Here is a 22883-nt window from a genome sequence, read left to right as displayed (position 1 = left end):
ATGGCATTAGATCCTGGAAGTATTACATTGTTAATTGGTTTGGCGATCTTGCTTATCTTGCTTGCGGTATTATTTACATTTGTACCAGTTATGCTATGGATTTCAGCCTTAGCGGCAGGAGTTAGAATTGGTATTTTTGAATTAGTTGGAATGAGGTTACGTCGAGTTATACCTGCACGTGTTGTAAACCCATTAATTAAAGCGGTAAAAGCAGGGCTTGATTTAAGTACATCTAAATTAGAGGGGCATTACTTAGCTGGTGGTAATGTTGACCGTGTTGTTAACGCGCTTATTGCAGCGCAAAGAGCGAATATTGAATTGAGTTTTGAACGTGCAGCAGCAATTGATCTAGCTGGACGTGATGTACTTGAAGCGGTACAAATGAGTGTTAACCCGAAAGTAATCGAAACGCCATTTATTGCCGGTGTGGCGATGGATGGAATTGAAGTGAAAGCGAAGGCTCGTATTACAGTACGCGCTAACATCGACCGCCTTGTTGGGGGTGCTGGTGAAGATACGGTTATTGCACGTGTTGGTGAAGGGATCGTTTCTACCATCGGTTCAGCAGAAAATCATAAAAAAGTATTAGAAAATCCTGATATGATTTCACAAACAGTTCTTTCAAAAGGATTGGATGCAGGAACGGCGTTTGAAATTCTGTCTATTGATATTGCAGATATTGATATTGGCAAAAATATTGGTGCTGAATTACAGACTGACCAAGCTGAGGCTGATAAGAAGATTGCTCAAGCAAAAGCAGAAGAACGTCGTGCAATGGCAGTAGCGAAAGAACAAGAGATGAAAGCTAAAGTAGAAGAAATGCGTGCGAAGGTTGTTGAAGCTGAAGCTGAAGTACCAATGGCACTTTCTGAGGCATTACGTCAAGGAAACATGGGTGTTATGGATTATATGAACTATCAGAATGTAATGGCAGATACAGATATGCGTGATTCGATCAGCAAAGCTACTGATGGTGATTCAACTAATCAAAAGGGTGAATAATCATGAATCCTCCCCTAAAAATGAAAGGAGGAGATGAATGTGCCTTTAGAACGTTTATTTGATTTTATTGTTCAAAATTTTGTCTTCGTTGCGGTTGTTGTTGGTGGTATCATTAGTATGCTAGGTCGAATGTCTGGTGCTGGGCAACAGCAACAAGAAAACCGTGGAACTGGCCAGAGACAGAGACAACCACAAAGGCAACCACAACCTCAAGAAGAAAAAGTGGACTGGCGAGAAATATTTAAGCAAGAAGAAGTGGAACCTGAACGAGTTCCAGCTCGACAAGAATCTAAAATGGACCAGGTGACGGTACCTGTGGAAAAAGAGCTATTGCAGCAAGAACTTCAAGACCGGTACGATGAGCTTCGTCAAAAAAGAGAAAAGACTTTGAAAAGAGGTCTTGAAACTAAAAGCGAAACAGAAGCAACAAATCAGAGTGGAGGTCTTGATCTCCGTTTAAATCGACTATCGAATAAAGAAGCAATGAAAGCAGTTGTCTGGTCGGAAGTACTTGGTCCCCCAAGAGGACGTCAGCCGCATAATACTTTTTCGAGAAAACGCTATATGAAGTAGTGCCAACTAGGCACTGCTTCTTTTTTTTGTTTGACGTCGATTCGTTGTGATATCAACTCACCATTGATCATAAAGATTAGAGGAGAGGGGGTTCACGTATGAAAAAGATGAGACAACAAATGAAGAACTGGATGACAAAGCAATTGCAATTACCTGCTGATGTCATGATGGACCTGCCGCGAATCACAATGATCGGTCAGTTGCATATATACATTGAAAATCATCGCGGTGTATTAAGATTCTCTAATCAAGAGCTCCGGTTGTTACTAAAGCAGGGGCAATTACTCATAAAAGGTGACAGTTTTGTCATTAAAACGATCTTACCAGAAGAACTGTTACTTGAAGGGCGCATTGATCAAGTCCTTTTTATAGATGATTCACGTACATAGCTAGTAGCTAGGTATACGTATGTTTTAAAGGGGGAAAAACAAAAATGAAGAATAATTGGACTAACCATTTGCATGGCTATGTACGGGTTCGGATAGATGGTGATTATCCAGAGAGGTTTCTAAATCGTTGTATTGAGGAAGAGATATCAATATGGCAAATTAAAAAGATTGGCGATAAGAGGATGGTTTGTTATATGGACGTAGATGATGCGAAGCGTATACGTCCTATTTTAAAAATGACCAATTGTAGGGTATCGTTTATTCAACGGAATGGTTTGCCTTTTTTTATAAGAAGGCTGATGGTGCGTTCGGGCTTTGTTGCGGGGCTTGTGGGGTTCTTGGCTATTATGTTCGTTCTCTCAAACATGGTTTGGGGGGTTGAAATTAAAGGAGCCTCTCCTCAGGTAGAGCATGAACTTAGACAAGTTGTAACGGAGATGGGGATAAAGCGAGGAGCTTTTCAGTTCTCCCTACCAAGTGTTGAACTTATACAAAGAGACGTTACCGAGTTAGTTCAAGGGGCTACTTGGGTTGGAGTTAGGCAAAAAGGAACCACTTTTGAATTTGAAGTAGTTGAACAGCAACTCCCTGAAGAAGCAGAACGCTATAGCCCGAGAAATTTAGTGGCTACGAAAAAGGCGATCATTCGCAAAATATTTGTTGAGCACGGCCAAGCTATGGTCAAGCCTAATGATTTCGTCAGAGAAGGAGACCTGCTTGTCTCTGGTTATATTGGAAAAAAAGAATCCGAAAATGAAGAAAAAGAGTTAGTCCCAGCTCAGGCTGTAGTTCTTGGTGAGATTTGGTACAAGTCTGAAGTGAATATCCCTTTAGATAGCCTATTTACAACATTGACTGGTGAAAAGAAATCCAAACATTACCTCTCGATTTACGGATTAGATATTCCGATTTGGGGATATGGGAAGGTGGAGTTTGAAGAATCGACAGAATCAATTCACGAAAGACCATTCAGATTTTTTAACTGGTCGCTGCCATTAACGTATAAACGATCTGATTATCTTGAAACCAAACAATTTGAACGTACGTATACAAAGGAAGAAGCCATACGGGCAGCTAGAGAACGTGCCCGCATAGATTTATCGAAGCATTTACCGAAGGATGCAGAGATAATGGGAGAAAAAGTTTTGCACGAAACTGTTGAGAATGGTAAAGTAAACTTACGGATACATTACCAAGTAATAGAAGATATTACATCGGAGCAGCCGATTATTCAAGGAGATTGAGTCTATTGTCAGAAGCGAAAACAATACAGTTAGAAGTCAAGGATGCTAATGAGACACAGGCGCTTATTGGCCCTCGTGACAGACATCTGAAGCGACTAGAAGAACATCTTGATGTGACGCTTGTTACTCGTGGTGAGGAAGTCCTCGTTACTGGAGATGTTGAAAAGATAGAAATTGTTCGCCATATCATTACAACATTAATACAATTAATTCGAAAAGGGATATCTATTTCAGAGAGAGATGTCGTATACGCTGCTCAATTAGCTGAAAATAATCGTCTCGATGAGCTACTTGAGCTTTATGATGAAAAAGTGGCAACGAATGTTAAAGGAAAACCGATTATTGCGAAGACGCTTGGCCAACGACATTACGTCTCTGCCTTAAAGAAAAAGGACATGGTTTTTGGAATTGGTCCTGCAGGTACAGGGAAAACGTACCTAGCTGTTGTTATGGCAGTTACTGCTTTAAAAGAAGGTTATGTAAAGCGAATTGTTTTGACGCGTCCAGCTGTAGAAGCAGGAGAAAGCTTGGGTTTTTTACCTGGAGATTTAAAGGAGAAAGTGGACCCTTACTTACGTCCTCTCTATGACGCTCTTCATGATGTTTTGGGCATGGAACAAACAGCGAGGTTGATGGAAAGAGGTACCATTGAAGTAGCACCTTTAGCTTATATGCGTGGACGTACACTAGATGATGCTTTTGTTATACTAGATGAAGCTCAAAATACAACTCGTGAACAAATGAAAATGTTCATTACGCGGCTCGGATTCGGTTCGAAAATGGTGATAAATGGAGATTTAACACAAATTGATCTACCGCGTGGAAAGAAGTCTGGTTTGAAAGTTGCGATTGAAATATTGGACAAAGTGAATGATATTGCATTTATTTATCTTCAACAGTCTGATGTTGTTCGTCATACATTGGTGCAACAGATTTTGCAGGCCTACGAAAAACAAGATGCAGATGAGCGAGAATTCATCGAGAAAACATAGAATTTTATTTGAAAAAGAAAGCCTGCCCTAGGAGGCGTTAATATGAAGACCCTCTTAACGAAAGAGGGTCTTTCTTTTTAGGATTAAGAAGGAAAGAAATGAGGTGATTTGTTTGAAGAGAAGGTCATCAATTGATCAACAAAAATGGTGGAGGAGATTGCGAGAACATCAATATATACGTGCAATTCTTTTTTGTACAATAGGTTTTATTCTTTATATATTACTATTAGGAAATGTTATTCCTGAAACGATTGATATTCGTCTTTCTCAAATTGCTGATAAAGATATCCGTTCTCCTATAACAATTGAGCATAAAACAGCAACAGAGGAGAGAAGGAGTGCAGCTGTTGATGAGATTGGTCCTGTGTATGACCTAAAGCGAGAGTATGCTCAAAATCAGGTGAAGAAAGTTGATGATATATTTGAAGTAGTAGATAAAACAAAGAATATGGAAGAAGACCTTATAGAGGACCGAGATTTAGAAGAAGAGCCTTTAAGTGGTGATGAACTTATTGAGCTGAGAGTTGACTATGTGAAAGAAGTTTTATCGTTAAGAAGGAATCATGGAATTACCGATCAAACTCTAGTGACATTGTTGGAAGCCGGTGATTCACAGTTACAAATAGCCAAAGAAACGACGACAAATGCTGTCCATGAAGTGATGAGTGAAAGAATATCCATTCGTGAACTAGCAGATGCAAAACAAGAGGTAAGTAACCAAATAGCTATATCGACGGTTAGTAGTAGATTGTTAGACGCAATGATTGAAGTAGCACAGTTTGCTATAATTCCAAATTACATATATGATGCTAATGCTACGGAGCAACTACGACAGGAGGCAGCGGAAAGTGTCGAGCCTGTGTTAATTCGAGAAGGACAACTCCTTGTAAAAGAAGGGGAGATGATTAGTCATGACATCTATGAACAACTTCGTATTGTAGGACTGTTAGATGGGTCTTTTAATTTCTTTCCTTACATTGGACTAGCCTTACTCGTTTTGCTTATTACAGGAATGTTAGCTTATTATGTAAATGAAGCACAAACGTCCGTACAGAAAAATAACAGTCATTTACTAATGTATACGTTAATTTTTATTGTAACAGTATCATTAATGAAAATTACTAGCCTATTAGAAGGGTTAGAAATTCAAGGAATTGGCTTTGTTGTTCCTGTTGCTATTGGTGCAATGCTAATTACATTACTCATTCATACTCGACTTGCGCTTTACACGGGGATCATGTTCGCTGTTGTTGGAAGTATAATGTTTAATAATGAAACAGTCGGAACATTCAACTTTACTTATGGTTTTTACATGTTGTTTAGTTCATTTGCAGGTGCATATTTCTTAGATAAGTCTAATCGAATTTCGAGAATTTTAAGAGCTGGTTTATTTGTTTCGGCCATTAATATGGTGGCAGTCGTTGCTCTAATGTTTATGAAAACTGTTCAAAGTGGCTGGTTTGAAATTGGGATGCATGTAGGCTTTGCCTTTCTATCTGGATTTGTTGCTGCAGTACTGACAATAGGGTTATTGCCATTTTTTGAGGCTGGATTTGGCATTTTATCAACATCAAGATTAATTGAACTTTCAAGTCCGAATCATCCTTTGTTGCGTAAAATATTGGTTGAGGCTCCTGGGACGTACCATCACAGTGTCGTAGTTGGCAACTTAGCTGAGGCAGCTTGCGAATCAATTGGAGAAAACGGATTGCTAGCGAGGGTTGGTTCTTATTATCATGATTTAGGTAAAACGAAGAGACCACACTTTTTTATTGAAAATCAAATGAGAATGGAAAATCCACACGATAAAATTTCTCCACAATTAAGTAGAACCATTATTATTGCACACCCATATGATGGTGCTGATTTGTTGCGGGAGTACAAGATGCCAAAAGAAATCATTGATATTGCGGAGCAACATCATGGAACGACACTACTTAAGTATTTTTATCATAAAGCGAATCAAGATGCAGACCAGCCTATTCCTGAGTCGCAATTTCGCTATCCGGGACCAAAGGCAAAAACGAAAGTTTCGGCTATTGTTGGGATAGCTGATAGCGTAGAAGCGGCAGTTCGAACGATCCAAAAGCCGACACCAGATAAAATTGAGGCGCTCGTTCGAAAAATAATTCAAGACAAATTAGAAGATGGGCAATTTGATGAATCCGATTTAACATTAAAGGAACTTGACCAAATCGCTGTTTCAATTCTAGAAACGTTAAAAGGAACGTTTCATCAACGCATCGAATACCCAGAAGATGTAAAAGGAAAAGGAGAAAAAGGATGAACATAACTGTTGATTTTACGGATGAGACGAATAGTATTTCTGATGAGCAGCATCAGTTGATTGAGTCTGTCATTTTAAAGACGGCAGAACTAGAAGGGTTAAAAGGTGAGGTTGAGGTTTCGGTAACTGTGGTAGATGAGAAGCGTATTCAGGAAATTAATAGAGAATATCGAGAAAAAGATCAACCAACAGATGTTATTTCTTTTGCATTAAATGAACAAGATGATGATGAACCTGAGTTTGTTTATGCAGAAGATATGCCGAATATCCTCGGAGATATCATTATTTCTTCGGTTCACATTAAAAGGCAGGCGGAGGAATATGGTCACTCATTTGAACGGGAATTAGGGTTTCTAACTGTTCATGGTATGCTCCACTTACTTGGTTATGACCATATGACTGATGCCGATGAGAAGGAAATGTTCTCGAGGCAAGAGGACATTTTGACTGCTTATGGGCTTACACGATAGAAACAAAAGAGGGTTTAAAAGGTTACTCAGGTCATTTTTTTATGCTTCACAGGGGTTTAAATATGTCCTTAAACATGAACAAAACATGCAGATTCACTTGTTAGTAGCAATTGTAACTGTATTTGCTGCATTTTTATTGCAATTTCCAGTAGGGCATTGGGTAGTGTTGCTATTAGTAATAGCTAGCATGTTTGCTCTAGAAATAATGAATACAGCGATCGAACGTACAGTTGATCTTGTAACGGAAGAATATCATCCATTAGCAAAACGGGCCAAGGATATAGCGGCGGCCGCTGTCTTCATCTATTGTCTATTTGCAGTAGCAATTGGGTGTATTCTTTTTATCCCAGCTTTACTTGAATTGTTTTAGAACTGGTTGAGAGGAGTACCCTCTACTATGTGGAAGAGATTTCAAAAGAACATTATAGCAGGCATTATCTTTTTGTTGCCTGCTATTGCAACGATTTATGTTATACAATTTCTGTTTGGCTTGGTAGACGCATTTCTTGGTTCTTTTATTACAGACGTATTAAAGGCTTTGAATATTATTACAACAGAAGAGGGTCGTATTTATTTTCTTGGAGTATATACGCCATTTTCGGAACGTCTTCTTGGTATTGGCTTTGTGTTAACGATTTTACTTATAACTTGGGTAGGAGCGATGCGTATTCAAGGAAAAGGCACGAAGGTGTTTGGGACGATTGATCGTTCCTTCCGGAAGATTCCGATCGCTAATTCCATATATACATCGGTCGAACAAGTCATTCATGCGTTTGCACAAGAACGAACGTCTTTTAAAAACGTTGTTCTAGTGGAATATCCAAGGAAAGGCTTGTATACGGTTGGATTTCAAACAGGTGAATCAAAAGGAGAAGTACAGCGTGTCACTTCAAAAGATTGTATCAATGTTTTTCTACCTACGACTCCCAATCCTACTTCTGGTTGGCTAGTACTCGTTCCTAGAGATGAGGTAATCGTATTAAATATGACGGTAGAGCAAGGACTCAAGTTCATTATTTCAGGTGGGGTCGTTGTGCCTCCTGACACAGAAGCTATAGTAAGTGAGATGGAAACAGAGTACAATGAACGGGATATGGTCGTTCATGTGCGTTCAAGAAGAAAGGATGAGGAAAATGAATAAAGAAGAATTAATCGTCGAAGCTAAGCGAGCGAGAGAACAAGCGCATGTGCCTTATTCTAATTTCCCTGTTGGAGCGGCTCTTCTGATGGAGGACGGTACCGTATATAAAGGTGCTAATATTGAAAATGCTTCATATGGACTTACGAATTGTGCAGAACGTACAGCTTTGTTTAAAGCGTATTCTGAGGGAAATAAGAATGTAAAGATGGTAGCTGTCGTGGCAGATACAGATAGGCCTGTATCGCCATGTGGAGCTTGTCGTCAAGTAATGGTTGAATTATGTTCACGTGATACAAATGTTATTTTAACGAATTTAAAAGGCGATATAACAGAAATGACGGTAGAAGAATTACTACCTGGTGCATTTACAGCGGAGGATATGGATGAATAACGAAAAAGGATTTAAATCAGGATTTGTTTCAATTATCGGTCGGCCAAACGTGGGGAAATCAACGCTATTAAACCATGTAATTGGACAAAAGATCGCAATTATGTCGGATAAACCACAGACGACTCGAAATAAAATACAAGGTGTTTATACGAGTAATCATTCTCAGATTGTTTTCATTGATACACCTGGAATACATAAGCCTAAGCATAAGCTCGGTGACTTTATGATGAAAGTGGCACAAAATACTCTAAGAGAAGTAGATCTAGTTTTATATGTAGTGGATGCTGCAGAAGCATTTGGGTCAGGCGAGGAGTTTATTATTGAACGGCTAAAAGATACGTCAACACCTGTCTTTCTTGTCATAAATAAAATTGACAAGATTGCACCTGATGATGTGCTAGGGGTTATTGATACGTATCGGACAAAATATGATTTTAAAGAAGTCATTCCTATATCTGCATTGCAAGGAAATAACGTTCCTACACTAATGGAACAAATTACAGAATACTTAGATGAAGGTCCACAATATTATCCGAGTGACCAAGTAACTGACCATCCAGAGCGTTTTGTTGTTGGAGAATTAATTCGTGAAAAAGTTCTTCATTTGACTAGAGAAGAAATTCCTCATTCAATTGCTGTGAACATTGAACAAATGAAAAAACGCGAAAATAGTGATACTGTGTATATTGGCGCAACGATTATTGTTGAACGTTCTTCCCAAAAAGGAATCATTATTGGGAAACAAGGATCGATGCTTAAAGAAGTAGGAAAGAGAGCAAGAGGAGATATAGAATCACTCCTCGGTTCAAAAGTGTTTCTTGAAATCTGGGTCAAAGTCCAAAAAGACTGGCGCAACAAACCCGCCCACCTCAGAGACTTTGGATTTAGAGAAGATGAGTACTAGAGAGTTTATGATAAAAGGCCGATCTTGCCTTTTATCATAAACTCGAAGCGATGAGCGAAGCCGCCGTCATGTTTTAAGCCTTTTGAGCGATCTTCTCAAAAGGCGCACGGCGAGTGAAGCCATCGCAACGATGTTCGCACGGAACAAGAGCCAAGAGCCCTAACGATTAATAAACCCGAGGAGCAAGAGCAAACCCGCCGTCATGTTTCAAGCCTTTTGAGCGATCTTCTCAAAAGGCGCACGGCGAGTGAAGCCATCGCAACGATGTTCGCACGGAACAAGAGCCAAGAGCCCTAACGATTAATAAACCCGAGGAGCAAGAGCGAACCCTCCTTGAAAAGGAGTTCAAATTCATATGAATTTGAACTCCTTTTTATGTTCGCTTGGTAAGGTAAATATCCCTTTTCTAACTAAACTTAACTAAGGTGTGCTTGAATCCATGGAGATAGCTGAGTTGTTAAACCATTCTCTGGATAGTGTTACTTATTGGTATAGTAAGAACTGCTTCAAAACTAAATCCGTTAGGCGTATATCCATTGTTTTTTACTGCATAATTCTTTATCATAAAAGTAGACAAACGAAACAATGGAAATAGTAAATGTCAAGCAATTACAATTAACAATATTTCCTTATCATGATTCTAGGAAAGTAGGTCATCATACAAGTATAGAGCGTAAGTCTAAGTCTTTTATAGAAAGGTGGATTCTGAAATGCTCGATTTTTCATGGAAAGTCTTTTCAATGACAGGTAATGTGGACACGTATTTATTGTTGAAAGAATTAGAGCGGGATTCAGACGATCAATTCAGTAAAGAAGACATGGAGGATATCGAAACATCCGACGCTCCAACACATTAATGTATGTTGACACCTCACAAAGGACGTGTGGTGACAAGTATGATTCAAAAAATTGAAGGTATTGTGATTCGGACAACTGATTATGGCGAATCAAATAAAATTTTAACCATTTTTTCAAGAGAACTTGGAAAGATAGGGGTTATGTCACGTGGAGCAAAAAAGCCCAAAAACCGCTTGTCAGCTGCTTCACAATTATTTATCTATGGCACATTTGTTTACCAGCAAAATCAAGGTTTAGGCACCCTTAACCAAGCAGATATAGTAGATTCTTTTAGGGAGGTTCGGAGTGATTTATTTCGAGCCTCTTATGCCACCTACATAGTTGAACTGACAGATAAATTAACAGAAGAGAGGACCAGAAATCCATATCTCTTTGAATTGTTATACCAAACGCTCTATTATTTAAATGAAGGTATTGACTCTGATGTGTTGCTTAGAATTTACGAGGTGAAAATGCTTGCTGTTGCTGGGATTAAACCAGAGCTAGACCAATGTGTGAGCTGTAGTTCTACAGATCTCCCTGTTGCCTTTTCAATTCGTCATGCTGGTTTTTTATGCAGTCGATGTTCTCATCGAGATGAGAAAGCTTATCGTTTATCTGCTCACACGGCGAGATTATTAAGGTTATTCTTTTACATTGATTTGCATCGTCTCGGACAAATATCATTAAAGAAAGAAACAAAACAAGAATTAAAAGAAGTGTTAACGGCTTATTATGATGAGTACTCAGGTTTAAGGTTAAAGTCTAAACGTTTTCTTGAACAGATGGAGCGGATGGGTGATTTATAGTTCCAATGTTGACACTTTTGCCGAAGTTTTATATGATGCTAGTAATAACATATGGTGCATTGATGGAAAGTAGTACTTATCCTCTCTTTGAGAAAGCGAACCTAGGACGGTGTGAGCTAGGGCTCTAGATGATAAGGAAGGCATTCTGGAGCACATTCGATGAAAGTGATTAAAGTCTGCTTAGACTTTAATAATTAGGGTGGAACCGCGGGAAGAGCTCTCGTCCCTATGTCAGAATGACATAGGGATGGGAGCTTTTTCTTATGCTTCATCACTCGAATGTCACCATAACCATTTAAGGAGGAAACAAAAGTGAATGTCCAAAATATGATTTTGACGTTACAAGAATATTGGTCAAAGCAAAATTGTATGATCATGCAAGCATATGATACAGAGAAAGGGGCAGGAACGATGAGTCCCTTTACACTACTTAGAACGATTGGTCCTGAGCCTTGGAATGTTGCGTACGTTGAGCCATCACGCAGGCCGGCAGACGGAAGATACGGAGAGAATCCAAACCGGCTTTATCAACATCATCAATTTCAAGTTATTATGAAGCCATCGCCACTAAATATTCAGGAGTTGTATCTAAAAAGCTTAGAGGCACTTGGAATCAATCCATTAGAACATGATATTCGTTTTGTAGAAGACAACTGGGAAAACCCGACGCTTGGTTGTGCAGGGTTAGGATGGGAAGTATGGTTAGATGGAATGGAGATTACTCAATTTACATATTTCCAACAAGTTGGAGGTCTTGAGGCAAGTCCAGTTTCAGCAGAAATTACATACGGACTTGAACGACTAGCATCCTATATTCAGGATAAGGAAAATGTGTTTGACCTTGAATGGGTAGAAGGATTTACGTACGGAGATATCTTTAAACAACCAGAATATGAGCATTCAAAATATACATTTGAAGTGTCAGATACTCAAATGCTATTCTCTCTTTTTGGAACGTATGAGCAAGAAGCTAAAAGAGCACTAGATGAGTCGCTTGTCTTTCCAGCTTATGATTATATTTTAAAATGCTCCCATACGTTTAACTTGCTTGATGCAAGAGGCGCAATATCTGTTACAGAGCGCACTGGTTACATTGGGCGAGTGAGAAACCTAGCTCGTGCAGCGGCAAAATTATACTATGATGAACGAGAGCGATTAGGTTTTCCGATGTTAAAAAAAGAGGAGGGGAAAAACAATGAGTAAACGAGACTTTTTACTAGAAATTGGATTAGAAGAATTACCTGCTCGTTTTGTCACTAGTTCTATTGAGCAATTAAAAGAAAAAGTGGAATCATGGTTAAAGGATGAACGTTTGTCATTTGATTCTATTAGAACCTTTGCTACACCTAGACGTCTTGCTATCTTCTTAGAAGGGCTTGGGGAAAGCCAGCCAGATATTGAGGAAGAAGCGAAGGGCCCTGCTAAAAAAATAGCTTATGATGATGAAGGAAACTGGACAAAGGCAGCTCAGGGATTTGCTCGTGGGCAAGGTGTCACGACTGATGATCTCTTTTTTAAAGAAGTTAAAGGAATAGAATATATATTTGCCAATAAATACATTGCAGGGCAAAAGACAGTAGAGCTACTGCCTGCTTTAAAAGAGATTATTGTATCATTACACTTTCCCAAAAATATGAGATGGGGTAGCAATGATCTCCGCTTTGCTCGTCCGATTAGATGGCTTGTTGCCTTGTACGGTGAAGAGGTCATTCCGTTTTCAATTACTGGTATTGCAACGGGTGTAAAAACATATGGACACAGGTTCCTTGGCAAGGAAATTGAGTTGCGTGATCCAAGTGAGTATGGAGTAGCGTTACTTGGTGAATACGTCATTGCTGATCCAATTGAAAGAAAAAGAGCAATACGAAATCAAATTGAATCAATGACTGAAGGGAACGGTTGGATTGTTCCGATAGATGAAGAGCTATTAGAGGAAGTGACGCATTTAGTTGAATATCCAACTGCTCTATCAGGAAGTTTTGATGAAGATTTTTTAAAGCTGCCAAAAGAAGTGTTGATTACCTCGATGAAAGAACATCAACGCTATTTCCCGGTAGAAAATGAAAAAGGTGACTTACTACCTTATTTCATTACAGTCAGAAACGGAGATCATCAACATCTTGAGAATGTAGCAAAAGGAAATGAAAAAGTCCTTCGCGCAAGACTTTCTGATGCTTCGTTTTTCTATAATGAAGATCAAAAGTTAAACATTAATGATGCGCTTTTACGTTTGGAACAAATTGTTTATCATGAGGAATTAGGTTCTGTTGGGGATAAGGTTCGACGTGTAACAAAGCTTGTTACCGACTTAAATGCATTGCTTAAAGTTGAGTCAAAAATGGCCAAAACAGCGAATCGAATTGCAGAGATTGGTAAGTTTGACCTTGTTACTCAAATGGTAAATGAATTTCCTGAATTACAGGGAAGAATGGGAGAAGTTTACGCTGAATTAGCAGGAGAACCAAAAGAGGTGGCTCAAGGGATTAATGAGCACTATAAGCCTAGGTTTGCTGGCGATACAAGCCCTCTCTCACTTGCTGGAACGGTAGTCAGTATTGCAGAAAAGCTAGATACAATTGTCACTTGTTTTGCCATTGGTCTTATTCCTACAGGTTCACAGGATCCGTACGCGCTTAGGCGTCAAGCTGCAGGGGTTGTACAAATGCTTCACGATCATAATTTAGACGTCACTCTTGAGCAAATATTAAAAATAAGTTTAGACGTTGCTGAAGATCGAAAGTTGTTAAAGCGCGACTATGAAGACATTCAAATGGAACTAGTTGAGTTTTTTAAATTAAGGGTTAGAGCACTCCTTCAAGAAAATGAGATTCAATATGATATTATTGATGCTGTATTAAGTGATGAAATAGGATATGTTCAAACAGTTATTAAAAAAGCGAAGGTTATAACGGATCAACGTCAAGATTTGGCATTTAAAAAGGTTGTCGAGGCGCTTAGTCGAGTTACCAATATCGCAAAAAAGGCTGAGGACTCGATTGAAATTGATCCAACTTTGTTTGAAAAAGAGGAAGAGAAAGCATTATTTAACCATTATCAAGAGTTGAAAGTAAATGTGGAAAAGGCGTTAGGAATGGGAGATGCCAAGCGAGCTTATGAAGAGCTTGCAAGTTCAGAACCGGTGATTAATCAATATTTTGATCACATCATGGTTATGGCTGAGGATCAAAAAGTACGACATAATCGACTACAGCAAATGCAAGAACTGTCTATGGTGATTCGTTCTTATGCTCAATTCCAGTCCATCGTATTTGCTTAATCAGGCAATGAATGACTTCCTATTTCTTTTTAAATAGGAGGTCATATAAGCTTGCGCTTTCCATATTGGCTATCATTCGTATATAATAATTATATATTAGTATGGCACTTTTAGTGCTAAGGACGGTGAAAACCAATCGAACTAACAAGTAGGCAAGAGATAATTGTTGAGATTGTTAAGGAAAGTGGCCCAATTACTGGTGAACAGATTGCAGAACGTCTCTCATTAACAAGAGCTACGCTTCGGCCTGATTTAGCTATTTTAACAATGGCAGGATATTTAGATGCTAGGCCACGTGTCGGGTATTTTTACACAGGCAAATCCGGAAACCAAATGTTAGCTGAAAAAGTTAAGAACATAACGGTTAATGAATATCAATCCAGACCCGTGGTTGTTCAAGAGTCAGCATCTGTTTATGATGCGATCTGTACCATGTTTCTAGAAGATGTTGGAACATTATTTGTCGTGGATAAGCATATAACCTTAGTAGGTGTTCTCTCAAGGAAAGATTTGCTAAGAGCAAGTCTCGGAAAGCAAGCGCTCGAGTCAATACCTGTCAGTATTATTATGACGAGAATGCCTAATATTACAGTTTGCAAGCAGGATGATTTAATTATTGAAGTGGCTAATAAGCTGATTGACAAACAAATTGACGGGCTTCCTATCGTAGTGGAAGTAGATTATGGCTCACGCTTTGAAGTAGTGGGGCGGATAACGAAAACCAATATAACAGCATTACTAGTTGATTTAGCTAATGATGAAGTAATATAAGCGGTAAGGAGGGGCATTCATGGAAGATGTTAGACAGCGACCAGTTGTCTATGTTGTTTCGGATTCAGTAGGGGAAACAGCTGAATTGGTTGTAAAGGCTGCAGCAAGTCAGTTTAGCAGTGCCGGGCTAGAAGTAAGACGAATCCCTTATGTGGAAGATAAAGAAACAATTGAAGAGGTCATTATCTTAGCACGCAAAGCGAATGCACTAATCGCTTTTACATTGGTTGTTCCTGAAATCAAAGAACATTTATTAACGTTGGCAGAGGAAACCGGTGTCGATACCGTTGATATTATCGGCCCAATGTTAGAGAAAATAGGAACACTGACGAACAAAGCTCCGCGTTATGAACCAGGATTAATTTATCGATTAGATGAAGATTATTTTCGAAAAGTCGAGGCCATTGAGTTTGCTGTTAAATATGATGATGGTCGAGACCCAAGGGGGATTATCCGTGCTGATATTGTGTTAATTGGTGTATCTCGAACTTCAAAAACACCACTTTCTCAATACTTAGCACATAAGCGATTAAAAGTAGCGAATGTTCCGCTTGTGCCGGAAGTGGAACCTCCAAAAGAGTTATTTCATGTTACACCCAAGAAATGCGTAGGATTAAAAATAAGTCCAGAGAAGCTAAATGATATAAGGGCAGAACGCTTAAAAGCACTTGGGTTAAAAGCTCAAGCGAATTATGCCAATCTTGATCGGATAAAAGAAGAATTGGCGTATTCAGAAAAAATCATGCAACGAATCGGCTGTCCCGTCATTGATGTTTCAAATAAAGCAGTGGAAGAAACTGCAAATTTAATCTCTAGTATGTTCTTAAAAAAATAACGGTAAGTATCTTGCGTCTTCGCGCAAGGTACTTTTTATTTTTAGGCTAGTCAAAGGAGCTTAAGTTGCGTATAATAAAGAATTGTGATTCTAATAGTAATGAAATTTTTGGTTATATTTTAAAAAAGAACAAATAAATTTTAAAAGTCAAGACTTTTTCTTTGTTTTTTGGTAATGATAGTAAGGATAAAAAAAGAAACACGTTAAAGTTGTTTCATTCGACAAATATCTACGAAATTCTTTAAAATGATAGCAGGATTTTTGAAGGGAATGTTGAATTCAACTACTATGAATCCTTCATTACAAACCATTTATGTGGACGCGGACGCTTGTCCGGTAAAATCAGAAATAGTAGAAATTTGTGAGTTCGTTAATTTGCCGATGGTATTTGTCTCTTCCTATGCACACACATTGACTTTACCGCCTACGGCTAAGGTGGTGACAGTCGATAATGATAAAGAGGCAGCCGATCTGTTTTTGATGAATAATGCCCAAAAAGGGGATATATGTGTAACGCAAGATCATGCACTTGCCTCAATTATGTTAGCAAAAGGGGTTATTACGTTATCTCCACGTGGTTTTATTTATCAAGAAGATACCATTTTACAAATGTTAGATACGCGTTATATTTCGCAAAAACATAGGAGAATGGGTGGGAAAACAAAAGGACCAAAGCCATTTCGACAAGAAGATCGTCAATTATTTATTAAACAACTCACAAAAATTGTTACAGAAAAAGAAGGAACATAGCAAAAAAACTCGAATTGTAAGAGAAATTGGTATGAATTAATGGTGATGAACACAATGAGCAACAGAATACCGGATGAAAAGGTTGAGCTTGTTAGACGCTCATCAGATATTGTCGAAGTAATTAGTGATTATGTGCAACTAAAAAAGCAAGGTCGGCAGTATATTGGATTATGTCCCTTTCACGGTGAAAAGTCCCCTTCTTTTTCTGTATCGCCGGATAAACAGCTATACCATTGTTTTGGCTGCGGTGCTGGTGGAAATGTATTTTCGTTCTTAATGGAACTCGAAGGACTTACATTTATTGAATCCGTCAGAAAACTTGGAGAGAGGGCAAATATTGACTTGCCTGAAGTTACTGCCGAGACCACTGCCCAAGGACCACAGGTTCTTATGCGATCAGCACATGAGCTTGCAGCAAAGCTGTACTATCATGTCCTTACGTTAACAGAACAAGGGTCTGAAGGTCGATCTTATGTGAAAAAGCGTGGTTTTACAAAAGAACAAATCGAGCATTTCCAAATTGGTTTCGCTCCAGATCGCTGGGATGCGCTTGTTACGATCTTATCGAAACGCAATTTTTCACTAGAAACAATGGTTCAAGCAAGTTTATTAGGTGAAAGGGAATCAAAAGATGGTTATTATGACCGTTTTCGAAACAGACTCATGTTTCCAATTTGGGATGGGCAAGGAAATGTGATTGCTTTTGGTGGTAGAACCATTTCAGATGAAAAGCCCAAGTATTTGAATAGTTCAGATTCACCCATTTTTCATAAAGGAAATACGCTCTACGGTCTTCATTTAGCTAGACCTTCAATTAGGAAACAAGGTTCGACTGTCTTATTTGAAGGATATGTAGATGTAATTGCAGCGTGGGGAGCAGGACTTTCTAATACAATTGCAACACTTGGTACTGCATTAACACAAGAGCAAGCCAAAGTAATTAGGCGTAACGCCGAAACGGTTACGATTTGTTATGATTCAGACAAAGCAGGAACAAGCGCGGCCTTCAGGTCGGCAGGAATATTAGAACAAGTCGGTTGTACTGTAAAAGTGGCTCAAATGCCAGAAGGACTTGACCCCGATGACTATATTCGTACATACGGTGCCGAAAGCTTCAAATCGAATGTAATAGGGGAAAGTTTGACCTTAATGTCATTTAAGATGCGTTATTTGCGTAAAGGTAAGAATATGCAAAATGAAGCAGAAAGAATGAGTTATATTGAGGATGTATTAAAGGAGATAAGTGCTTTGCCACGTGCAGTTGAGCGAGATCACTATCTCAGGCAGATTGCGGAAGAATTTTCACTTTCTTTAGAAGCATTAAAGCACGAACAGTTTCAGATTTATCGAGAAAAACGGAAGCAAGATCAGAGTCAATATCAAGCAAAAGAGCGTCCAATACAATCTAGGAAATCCTTAGAAGCAAAAAAATTATTACCTGCCCATCAAAATGCTGAGCGATTTTTACTTGCTCATATGATGAGAGATGTTGAAGTTACTGAACTTGTTCAAGAGCGTATCGGTGGGAGTTTTAATATTGATGAACATCAAGCAATTGCAGCTCATCTTTTTGCATACTTTGGAGAAGGGTATGAAGCAAATCCAAGTCAGTTTATTCAAGGGTTGCAAGATGAAAGGTTAATTAGAATTGCAACAGAGCTTGCAATGATGTCGTTAAATGATGACGTTCAAGAGCAAGAACTGCTCGATTATATGAAATTGATTGAAATCTATCCAAAAAGGGTACAAATACAACAAAAAGAATTAGAAATGAAGCAGGAAAAAGACCCGTTAGAAGCAGCAAGACTTCTGATGGAGATCAATCGTATGAAACAAGAGCTTCACTAGTATATTGGCAAGAAGCTTTGGTTGTGAACAATGGAAGGAGGGGATCGAATGGCAGATAAACCACTACGCCCACTAGCGGAAGGTGAATTGTCTATCGATCAAGTGAAAGAACAATTAGTGGAGATAGGTAAAAAGCGCGGAGTACTTACTTATGCTGAGATTACAGAGAAATTAGCAGCATTTGACCAGGATTCCGATCAAATGGATGAGTTTTTTGAATATCTAGGTGAACAAGGTGTCGAAATCTTAAATGAGGCAGACGATGTTGTTCCTAATCTCCAGCAAGCTGTAAAAGATGAAGAAGAGTTTGACCTAAATGATTTAAGTGTACCACCTGGTATTAAAATAAATGACCCAGTAAGAATGTATTTAAAGGAAATTGGTCGTGTTCCCCTTCTTTCGGCTGAAGAAGAAATTGAGCTTGCCAAACGAATTGAACAAGGTGATGAAGAAGCAAAAAGGAGATTAGCGGAAGCTAACTTACGTCTAGTTGTCTCTATTGCAAAACGTTATGTTGGTCGTGGTATGCTGTTTCTTGATTTAATCCAAGAAGGCAATATGGGTTTAATTAAAGCTGTTGAAAAGTTTGATTATGAAAAGGGATATAAATTTAGTACGTATGCAACATGGTGGATTAGGCAAGCTATTACTCGTGCGATAGCGGACCAAGCACGAACAATCCGCATACCTGTTCATATGGTAGAAACGATTAACAAACTAATCCGAGTACAGCGTCAGTTGCTTCAAGATTTTGGGCGGGAGCCAACACCAGAAGAAGTAGCACAAGAGATGGAGTTAACTCCGGACAAAGTTCGTGAAATCTTAAAAATTGCTCAGGAGCCCGTGTCTTTGGAAACGCCAATTGGTGAAGAAGATGACTCGCATCTTGGTGATTTCATTGAAGACCAAGAAGCATTGGCTCCATCTGATGCAGCTGCGTATGAACTACTAAAAGAGCAATTAGAAGATGTTCTCGATACGTTAACAGATCGAGAAGAAAATGTTCTTCGTTTACGTTTTGGGTTAGATGATGGTCGTACTCGCACTTTAGAAGAAGTCGGTAAAGTATTTGGTGTTACTCGTGAGCGTATTCGTCAAATTGAAGCGAAAGCATTAAGGAAACTTCGCCACCCTAGTCGTAGCAAGCGATTAAAGGATTTTCTAGAGTAGATCTTAGTAAGCGAATGATATAGGACAAAAGAGTCTTCATAATGGGTCTGATTCTATTGAAAGTACGTATAGTTGATCGTTAACTATATTCATCTATTGGAATCAGGCCTTTTGGCTTGCCTTTGATTCAATCTTTGGCTGGCAGGAGGATAAGATGGACGAGAATAGAAAAAAGATAATAATTAATGAAATTAGGCATTGGAAATCAACAAAATTACTCCCTGAGAACTATTGTGATTTTTTACTAACGCTCTATACAGAAGGTGAGCATGAATTAAAAGAAAGTAGCAAAAAGAAATCATTAAGTGTAACGAAATTCACATTATTGACATTTATTATGGTGCAACTGTTGTTTCTATTAACAATTCTTGTCATTTATTTTACCGATTTTTCGCTAGCAATGCAAATAACAGTTGTTGTGCCATTTATTGCTGCTATTTTACTAGTGGCAAGTAAATCAAGTCATGCACTTATTTCTTCTTATTACTTTATGATTACAGCACTTATTTTTTATTTATTAACTGTAGAAATAGTAATGGCTGCAGTTGGTCATTCGGCATACCTGATCCACCTCTCCATCATTCATTGTATAGTTTGGCTTTTTGTGGGTTGGTGGTATTCGTTACGTATCTTTGTCATAGCAGGAGCTATAGGTTTTTTAGTATCAATCTTTTTCTTGTTTTAGATAAAAGAGTGACAAAAAAAGCAAAACTCAAAAGATCCCTTTTCTTTATGGACAATATCAAGTAGAATGAGAAGGGAATCTTTAAAAGCGTCTACATAGTTGTTTGACGATATGTGTGATCCGAGACTATCAAAAGGAGGATATGATGATGAAAGGAAGACCACTATTACCTTTTGCAATTACCGCTATTGTGGGAATATTGCTTATGGTAGCACTTTCATTTGTTGGACTTGACCAACGAGCACAAATGAATGCTGATGATACAGATGAGGCTGAAGAAGTAACAGAGTTTGAAGATCCTGTGACTGCTGGTCAAGAACTTGCTCAACAATCATGTATTGGTTGTCATGGTGGAGACCTTGGTGGTGCATCAGGTCCAGCATTAACAGCGCTTGAAGGTAAATATTCAGCGGAAGAAATTACTGATATTATTACTGGTGGTTACGGAGCCATGCCAGCTATTACGAACTTAAATGAAGTGGAAGCTGATGCAATTGCTCAATATTTGTTAGCAGAATCCGAATAATATGAAGACGAGAGTACATTGACAACTCTCGTCTTTTCTATATATGTTTGAAATGGATGAACTGGGAGAAAGTACAAAGAGAAGGTAATTATTAAAATAAACGATGTGTAATAGGTGATAAAATGAACGAGAAGCATTTGTCTGAAAGGTTAATTCGAGTTGCGGAGCATGTTCCAGGTGGAGCAAAGATTGCAGATATTGGTTCCGATCATGCGTACTTGCCATGTTATTTATGTATTAAGGATCCAAACCTAACAGCTATTGCTGGTGAAGTAAATGAAGGACCGTTTCAGTCAGCTAAAAAACAAGTGGAAAAATCAGGATTAACAGCAAGAATAGATGTAAGAAGAGGAAATGGTTTGGAAGTTATTAAGTGTGGTGAAGTGAATACAATTACGATAGCTGGAATGGGTGGAGGGCTGATCACTACCATTTTAGATGAGGGAAAAGATAAATTAGAAGGAGTAGAAACTTTGATCTTACAGCCTAACGTTTCTGCTGATATGATTAGAAAATGGCTCTTGAATAATGGCTGGATTCTCAATTCAGAAGAGATTCTTGAAGAAGATGAAAAGATCTATGAAGTTTTAGTCGCCAAACGAGGAAATGACGAGTCTTTATATGAAGATAACAAAGAACTTAAGCTTTTACTTGGTCCCTTTTTAATGCTAGAAAGTAATCTTGCTTTCAAGAAAAAATGGCAGTTTGAAGTTGAAAATTGGAAGAGAATTTTAACTCAGTTTGATAAGGCCACTATAAATGAACAAGTGGAGCAAAAAAGAAAGAACTTATTAAAAAGAATTAACATGGTTGAGGAGGTATTACATAGATGAGTAAATACATTAATGGTCAAGCTCTCATTCAACATTTTGAATCATGGTCTCCTAAGTCATTGGCTGTGGACGGTGATAAAAATGGTTTAATGATCGGAACATTAAACAAAGAAGTAAAAAAAGTGATGATCGCCTTAGATGTTCTAGAAGAGGTGATTGATGAAGCGATTGAAAATGAGGTTGATCTCATAATCGCTCATCACCCTTTGTTATTTAGACCATTAAAAAAGATAGACATCGATACCCCACAAGGAAGAATTGTAGCAAAAGCAATTAAACATGACATAGCTATCTATGCAGCGCATACCAATTTAGATGTAGCAAAGGGCGGCGTGAATGATATGATGGCTGAAGCTCTCGGTCTTACTAATAGAGAAGTACTTGCACCAACTATAACTACTGCTTTAAAAAAAATGGTTGTATTTGTACCTGAGACTCACGCTCTGCAAGTCAGGGAAGCAATTGGTCAAGCTGGTGCAGGGCATATAGGGAACTATAGTCATTGCACTTTTAATACCATAGGAAAAGGGATGTTTCAACCTGAAGAAGGAACAAATCCTTTTATAGGTGAAAAAGGAAGGATCGAAGTGGTCGATGAAGTAAAGATAGAGTCCATTATCCCTTCACACCTTCAAAATAAAGTGATTAGAGCCATGCTGAAAGCTCATCCATATGAAGAACCAGCATTCGATCTATACCCATTAGACAATAAAGGAGAAGTACTTGGTTTAGGTCGTATTGGGTTGCTTGAATCTAACATGACATTAGCTGAGTTTGCAGAGCATGTGAAAACAGTTTTTGGAGTGAAAGGCGCTAGAGTGGTCGGTGATTTAACAGCAAATGTACAAAAAGTTGCTGTTCTCGGCGGGGATGGAAACAAATATATGAAGGATGCGATCTTTAAAGGCGCTGATGTATTTGTGACTGGTGATGTATATTATCATGTGGCTCATGATGCGATGATGGAAGGCTTACATATCGTCGATCCAGGACATAATGTTGAGAAAATCATGAAAAGCGGTGTGAAGAAATTTTTTGATGAGTTTCTAGAGCAATCAAAGTATGATACAACGGTCATGATTTCGGAACCAAATACAGATCCATTTCAATTCGTATAAATTTAAAGGGGGGTGCCTCAACAGGTCTGTT

Annotated in this window: 24 protein-coding genes; all 24 read left to right on the top strand. The window is 38.5% G+C overall.

Annotated elements, in window-relative coordinates; all coding sequences use genetic code 11:
- The 24 genes from floA (at position 1) to LQ50_RS00775 (ending at position 22852) form a co-directional block, all read left to right on the top strand.
- Positions 1–1002, top strand: a complete 1002-nt coding sequence (floA, locus tag LQ50_RS00885) for a flotillin-like protein FloA (RefSeq protein WP_034625050.1) — start codon at positions 1–3, stop codon at positions 1000–1002.
- Between the two features lie 39 nt (positions 1003–1041).
- On the top strand, positions 1042–1575 hold the full coding sequence (locus tag LQ50_RS00880; protein WP_034625047.1) for a YqfB family membrane protein: 534 nt from the start codon (positions 1042–1044) through the stop codon (positions 1573–1575).
- 98 nt (positions 1576–1673) lie between these two features.
- A complete protein-coding gene (gene yqfC / locus LQ50_RS00875; RefSeq protein ID WP_034625046.1) occupies positions 1674–1964 on the top strand; it encodes a sporulation protein YqfC in 291 nt (96 codons plus the stop codon).
- 44 nt (positions 1965–2008) lie between these two features.
- Positions 2009–3208 (top strand): sporulation protein YqfD, encoded by a 1200-nt coding sequence (gene yqfD, locus LQ50_RS00870; RefSeq protein WP_034625045.1) that lies wholly within the window; start codon positions 2009–2011, stop codon positions 3206–3208.
- 5 nt (positions 3209–3213) lie between these two features.
- A complete protein-coding gene (locus tag LQ50_RS00865) occupies positions 3214–4200 on the top strand; it encodes a PhoH family protein (protein ID WP_034625043.1) in 987 nt (328 codons plus the stop codon).
- A gap of 112 nt (positions 4201–4312) precedes the next feature.
- Entirely contained in the window at positions 4313–6487 is a 2175-nt protein-coding gene (locus tag LQ50_RS00860; protein ID WP_034625042.1) for an HD family phosphohydrolase, read from the top strand.
- Positions 6484–6957 (top strand): rRNA maturation RNase YbeY, encoded by a 474-nt coding sequence (gene ybeY / locus LQ50_RS00855; protein ID WP_034625040.1) that lies wholly within the window; start codon positions 6484–6486, stop codon positions 6955–6957. Before LQ50_RS00860 ends, ybeY begins: the two co-directional genes overlap by 4 nt.
- Positions 6941–7327: a diacylglycerol kinase family protein gene (locus LQ50_RS00850; protein WP_034625039.1), complete on the top strand. Its 387-nt coding sequence runs from the start codon at positions 6941–6943 to the stop codon at positions 7325–7327. Before ybeY ends, LQ50_RS00850 begins: the two co-directional genes overlap by 17 nt.
- Positions 7328–7354: 27 nt before the next feature.
- A complete protein-coding gene (locus LQ50_RS00845; RefSeq protein WP_034625038.1) occupies positions 7355–8098 on the top strand; it encodes a DUF502 domain-containing protein in 744 nt (247 codons plus the stop codon).
- On the top strand, positions 8091–8489 hold the full coding sequence (locus tag LQ50_RS00840; protein ID WP_034625036.1) for a cytidine deaminase: 399 nt from the start codon (positions 8091–8093) through the stop codon (positions 8487–8489). Before LQ50_RS00845 ends, LQ50_RS00840 begins: the two co-directional genes overlap by 8 nt.
- Entirely contained in the window at positions 8482–9393 is a 912-nt protein-coding gene (gene era, locus LQ50_RS00835) for a GTPase Era (protein WP_034625035.1), read from the top strand. Before LQ50_RS00840 ends, era begins: the two co-directional genes overlap by 8 nt.
- A gap of 710 nt (positions 9394–10103) precedes the next feature.
- Entirely contained in the window at positions 10104–10250 is a 147-nt protein-coding gene (locus LQ50_RS24740) for a YqzL family protein (RefSeq protein WP_084138575.1), read from the top strand.
- Between the two features lie 39 nt (positions 10251–10289).
- Positions 10290–11039 (top strand): DNA repair protein RecO, encoded by a 750-nt coding sequence (gene recO / locus LQ50_RS00830; RefSeq protein WP_034625034.1) that lies wholly within the window; start codon positions 10290–10292, stop codon positions 11037–11039.
- A 312-nt stretch (positions 11040–11351) separates the two neighbouring features.
- Positions 11352–12242 (top strand): glycine--tRNA ligase subunit alpha, encoded by an 891-nt coding sequence (glyQ, locus tag LQ50_RS00825; RefSeq protein WP_034625032.1) that lies wholly within the window; start codon positions 11352–11354, stop codon positions 12240–12242.
- Positions 12235–14316, top strand: a complete 2082-nt coding sequence (glyS, locus tag LQ50_RS00820) for a glycine--tRNA ligase subunit beta (protein WP_034625031.1) — start codon at positions 12235–12237, stop codon at positions 14314–14316. The genes glyQ and glyS overlap by 8 nt, the downstream gene beginning before the upstream one ends.
- Positions 14317–14451: 135 nt before the next feature.
- The gene (ccpN, locus tag LQ50_RS00815; protein ID WP_034625029.1) at positions 14452–15087 is read left to right on the top strand and encodes a transcriptional regulator CcpN; all 636 of its coding nucleotides are present in this window, start codon (positions 14452–14454) and stop codon (positions 15085–15087) included.
- 19 nt (positions 15088–15106) lie between these two features.
- On the top strand, positions 15107–15922 hold the full coding sequence (locus LQ50_RS00810; protein WP_034625028.1) for a pyruvate, water dikinase regulatory protein: 816 nt from the start codon (positions 15107–15109) through the stop codon (positions 15920–15922).
- 270 nt (positions 15923–16192) lie between these two features.
- The gene (locus LQ50_RS00805; protein WP_070808099.1) at positions 16193–16672 is read left to right on the top strand and encodes a YaiI/YqxD family protein; all 480 of its coding nucleotides are present in this window, start codon (positions 16193–16195) and stop codon (positions 16670–16672) included.
- Between the two features lie 54 nt (positions 16673–16726).
- Positions 16727–18520: a DNA primase gene (gene dnaG / locus LQ50_RS00800; protein WP_034625026.1), complete on the top strand. Its 1794-nt coding sequence runs from the start codon at positions 16727–16729 to the stop codon at positions 18518–18520.
- A gap of 48 nt (positions 18521–18568) precedes the next feature.
- Positions 18569–19690 (top strand): RNA polymerase sigma factor RpoD, encoded by a 1122-nt coding sequence (gene rpoD, locus LQ50_RS00795; protein ID WP_034625024.1) that lies wholly within the window; start codon positions 18569–18571, stop codon positions 19688–19690.
- Positions 19691–19844: 154 nt separating this feature from the next.
- Positions 19845–20375, top strand: a complete 531-nt coding sequence (locus LQ50_RS00790; RefSeq protein ID WP_034625023.1) for a hypothetical protein — start codon at positions 19845–19847, stop codon at positions 20373–20375.
- A gap of 148 nt (positions 20376–20523) precedes the next feature.
- On the top strand, positions 20524–20901 hold the full coding sequence (gene cccA / locus LQ50_RS00785; protein WP_034625020.1) for a cytochrome c550: 378 nt from the start codon (positions 20524–20526) through the stop codon (positions 20899–20901).
- Between the two features lie 122 nt (positions 20902–21023).
- Positions 21024–21734: a tRNA (adenine(22)-N(1))-methyltransferase gene (locus LQ50_RS00780; RefSeq protein ID WP_034625017.1), complete on the top strand. Its 711-nt coding sequence runs from the start codon at positions 21024–21026 to the stop codon at positions 21732–21734.
- Positions 21731–22852, top strand: a complete 1122-nt coding sequence (locus LQ50_RS00775; RefSeq protein WP_034625015.1) for a Nif3-like dinuclear metal center hexameric protein — start codon at positions 21731–21733, stop codon at positions 22850–22852. Before LQ50_RS00780 ends, LQ50_RS00775 begins: the two co-directional genes overlap by 4 nt.
- Positions 22853–22883: the final 31 nt, after the last annotated feature.

The sequence above is a fragment of the Halalkalibacter okhensis genome (assembly GCF_000787375.1).
Lineage (GTDB): Bacteria > Bacillota > Bacilli > Bacillales > Bacillaceae_D > Halalkalibacter > Halalkalibacter okhensis.
Note: the sequence above shows the minus strand (reverse complement) of the source record. Positions and strands in the feature narration are given on the sequence as shown.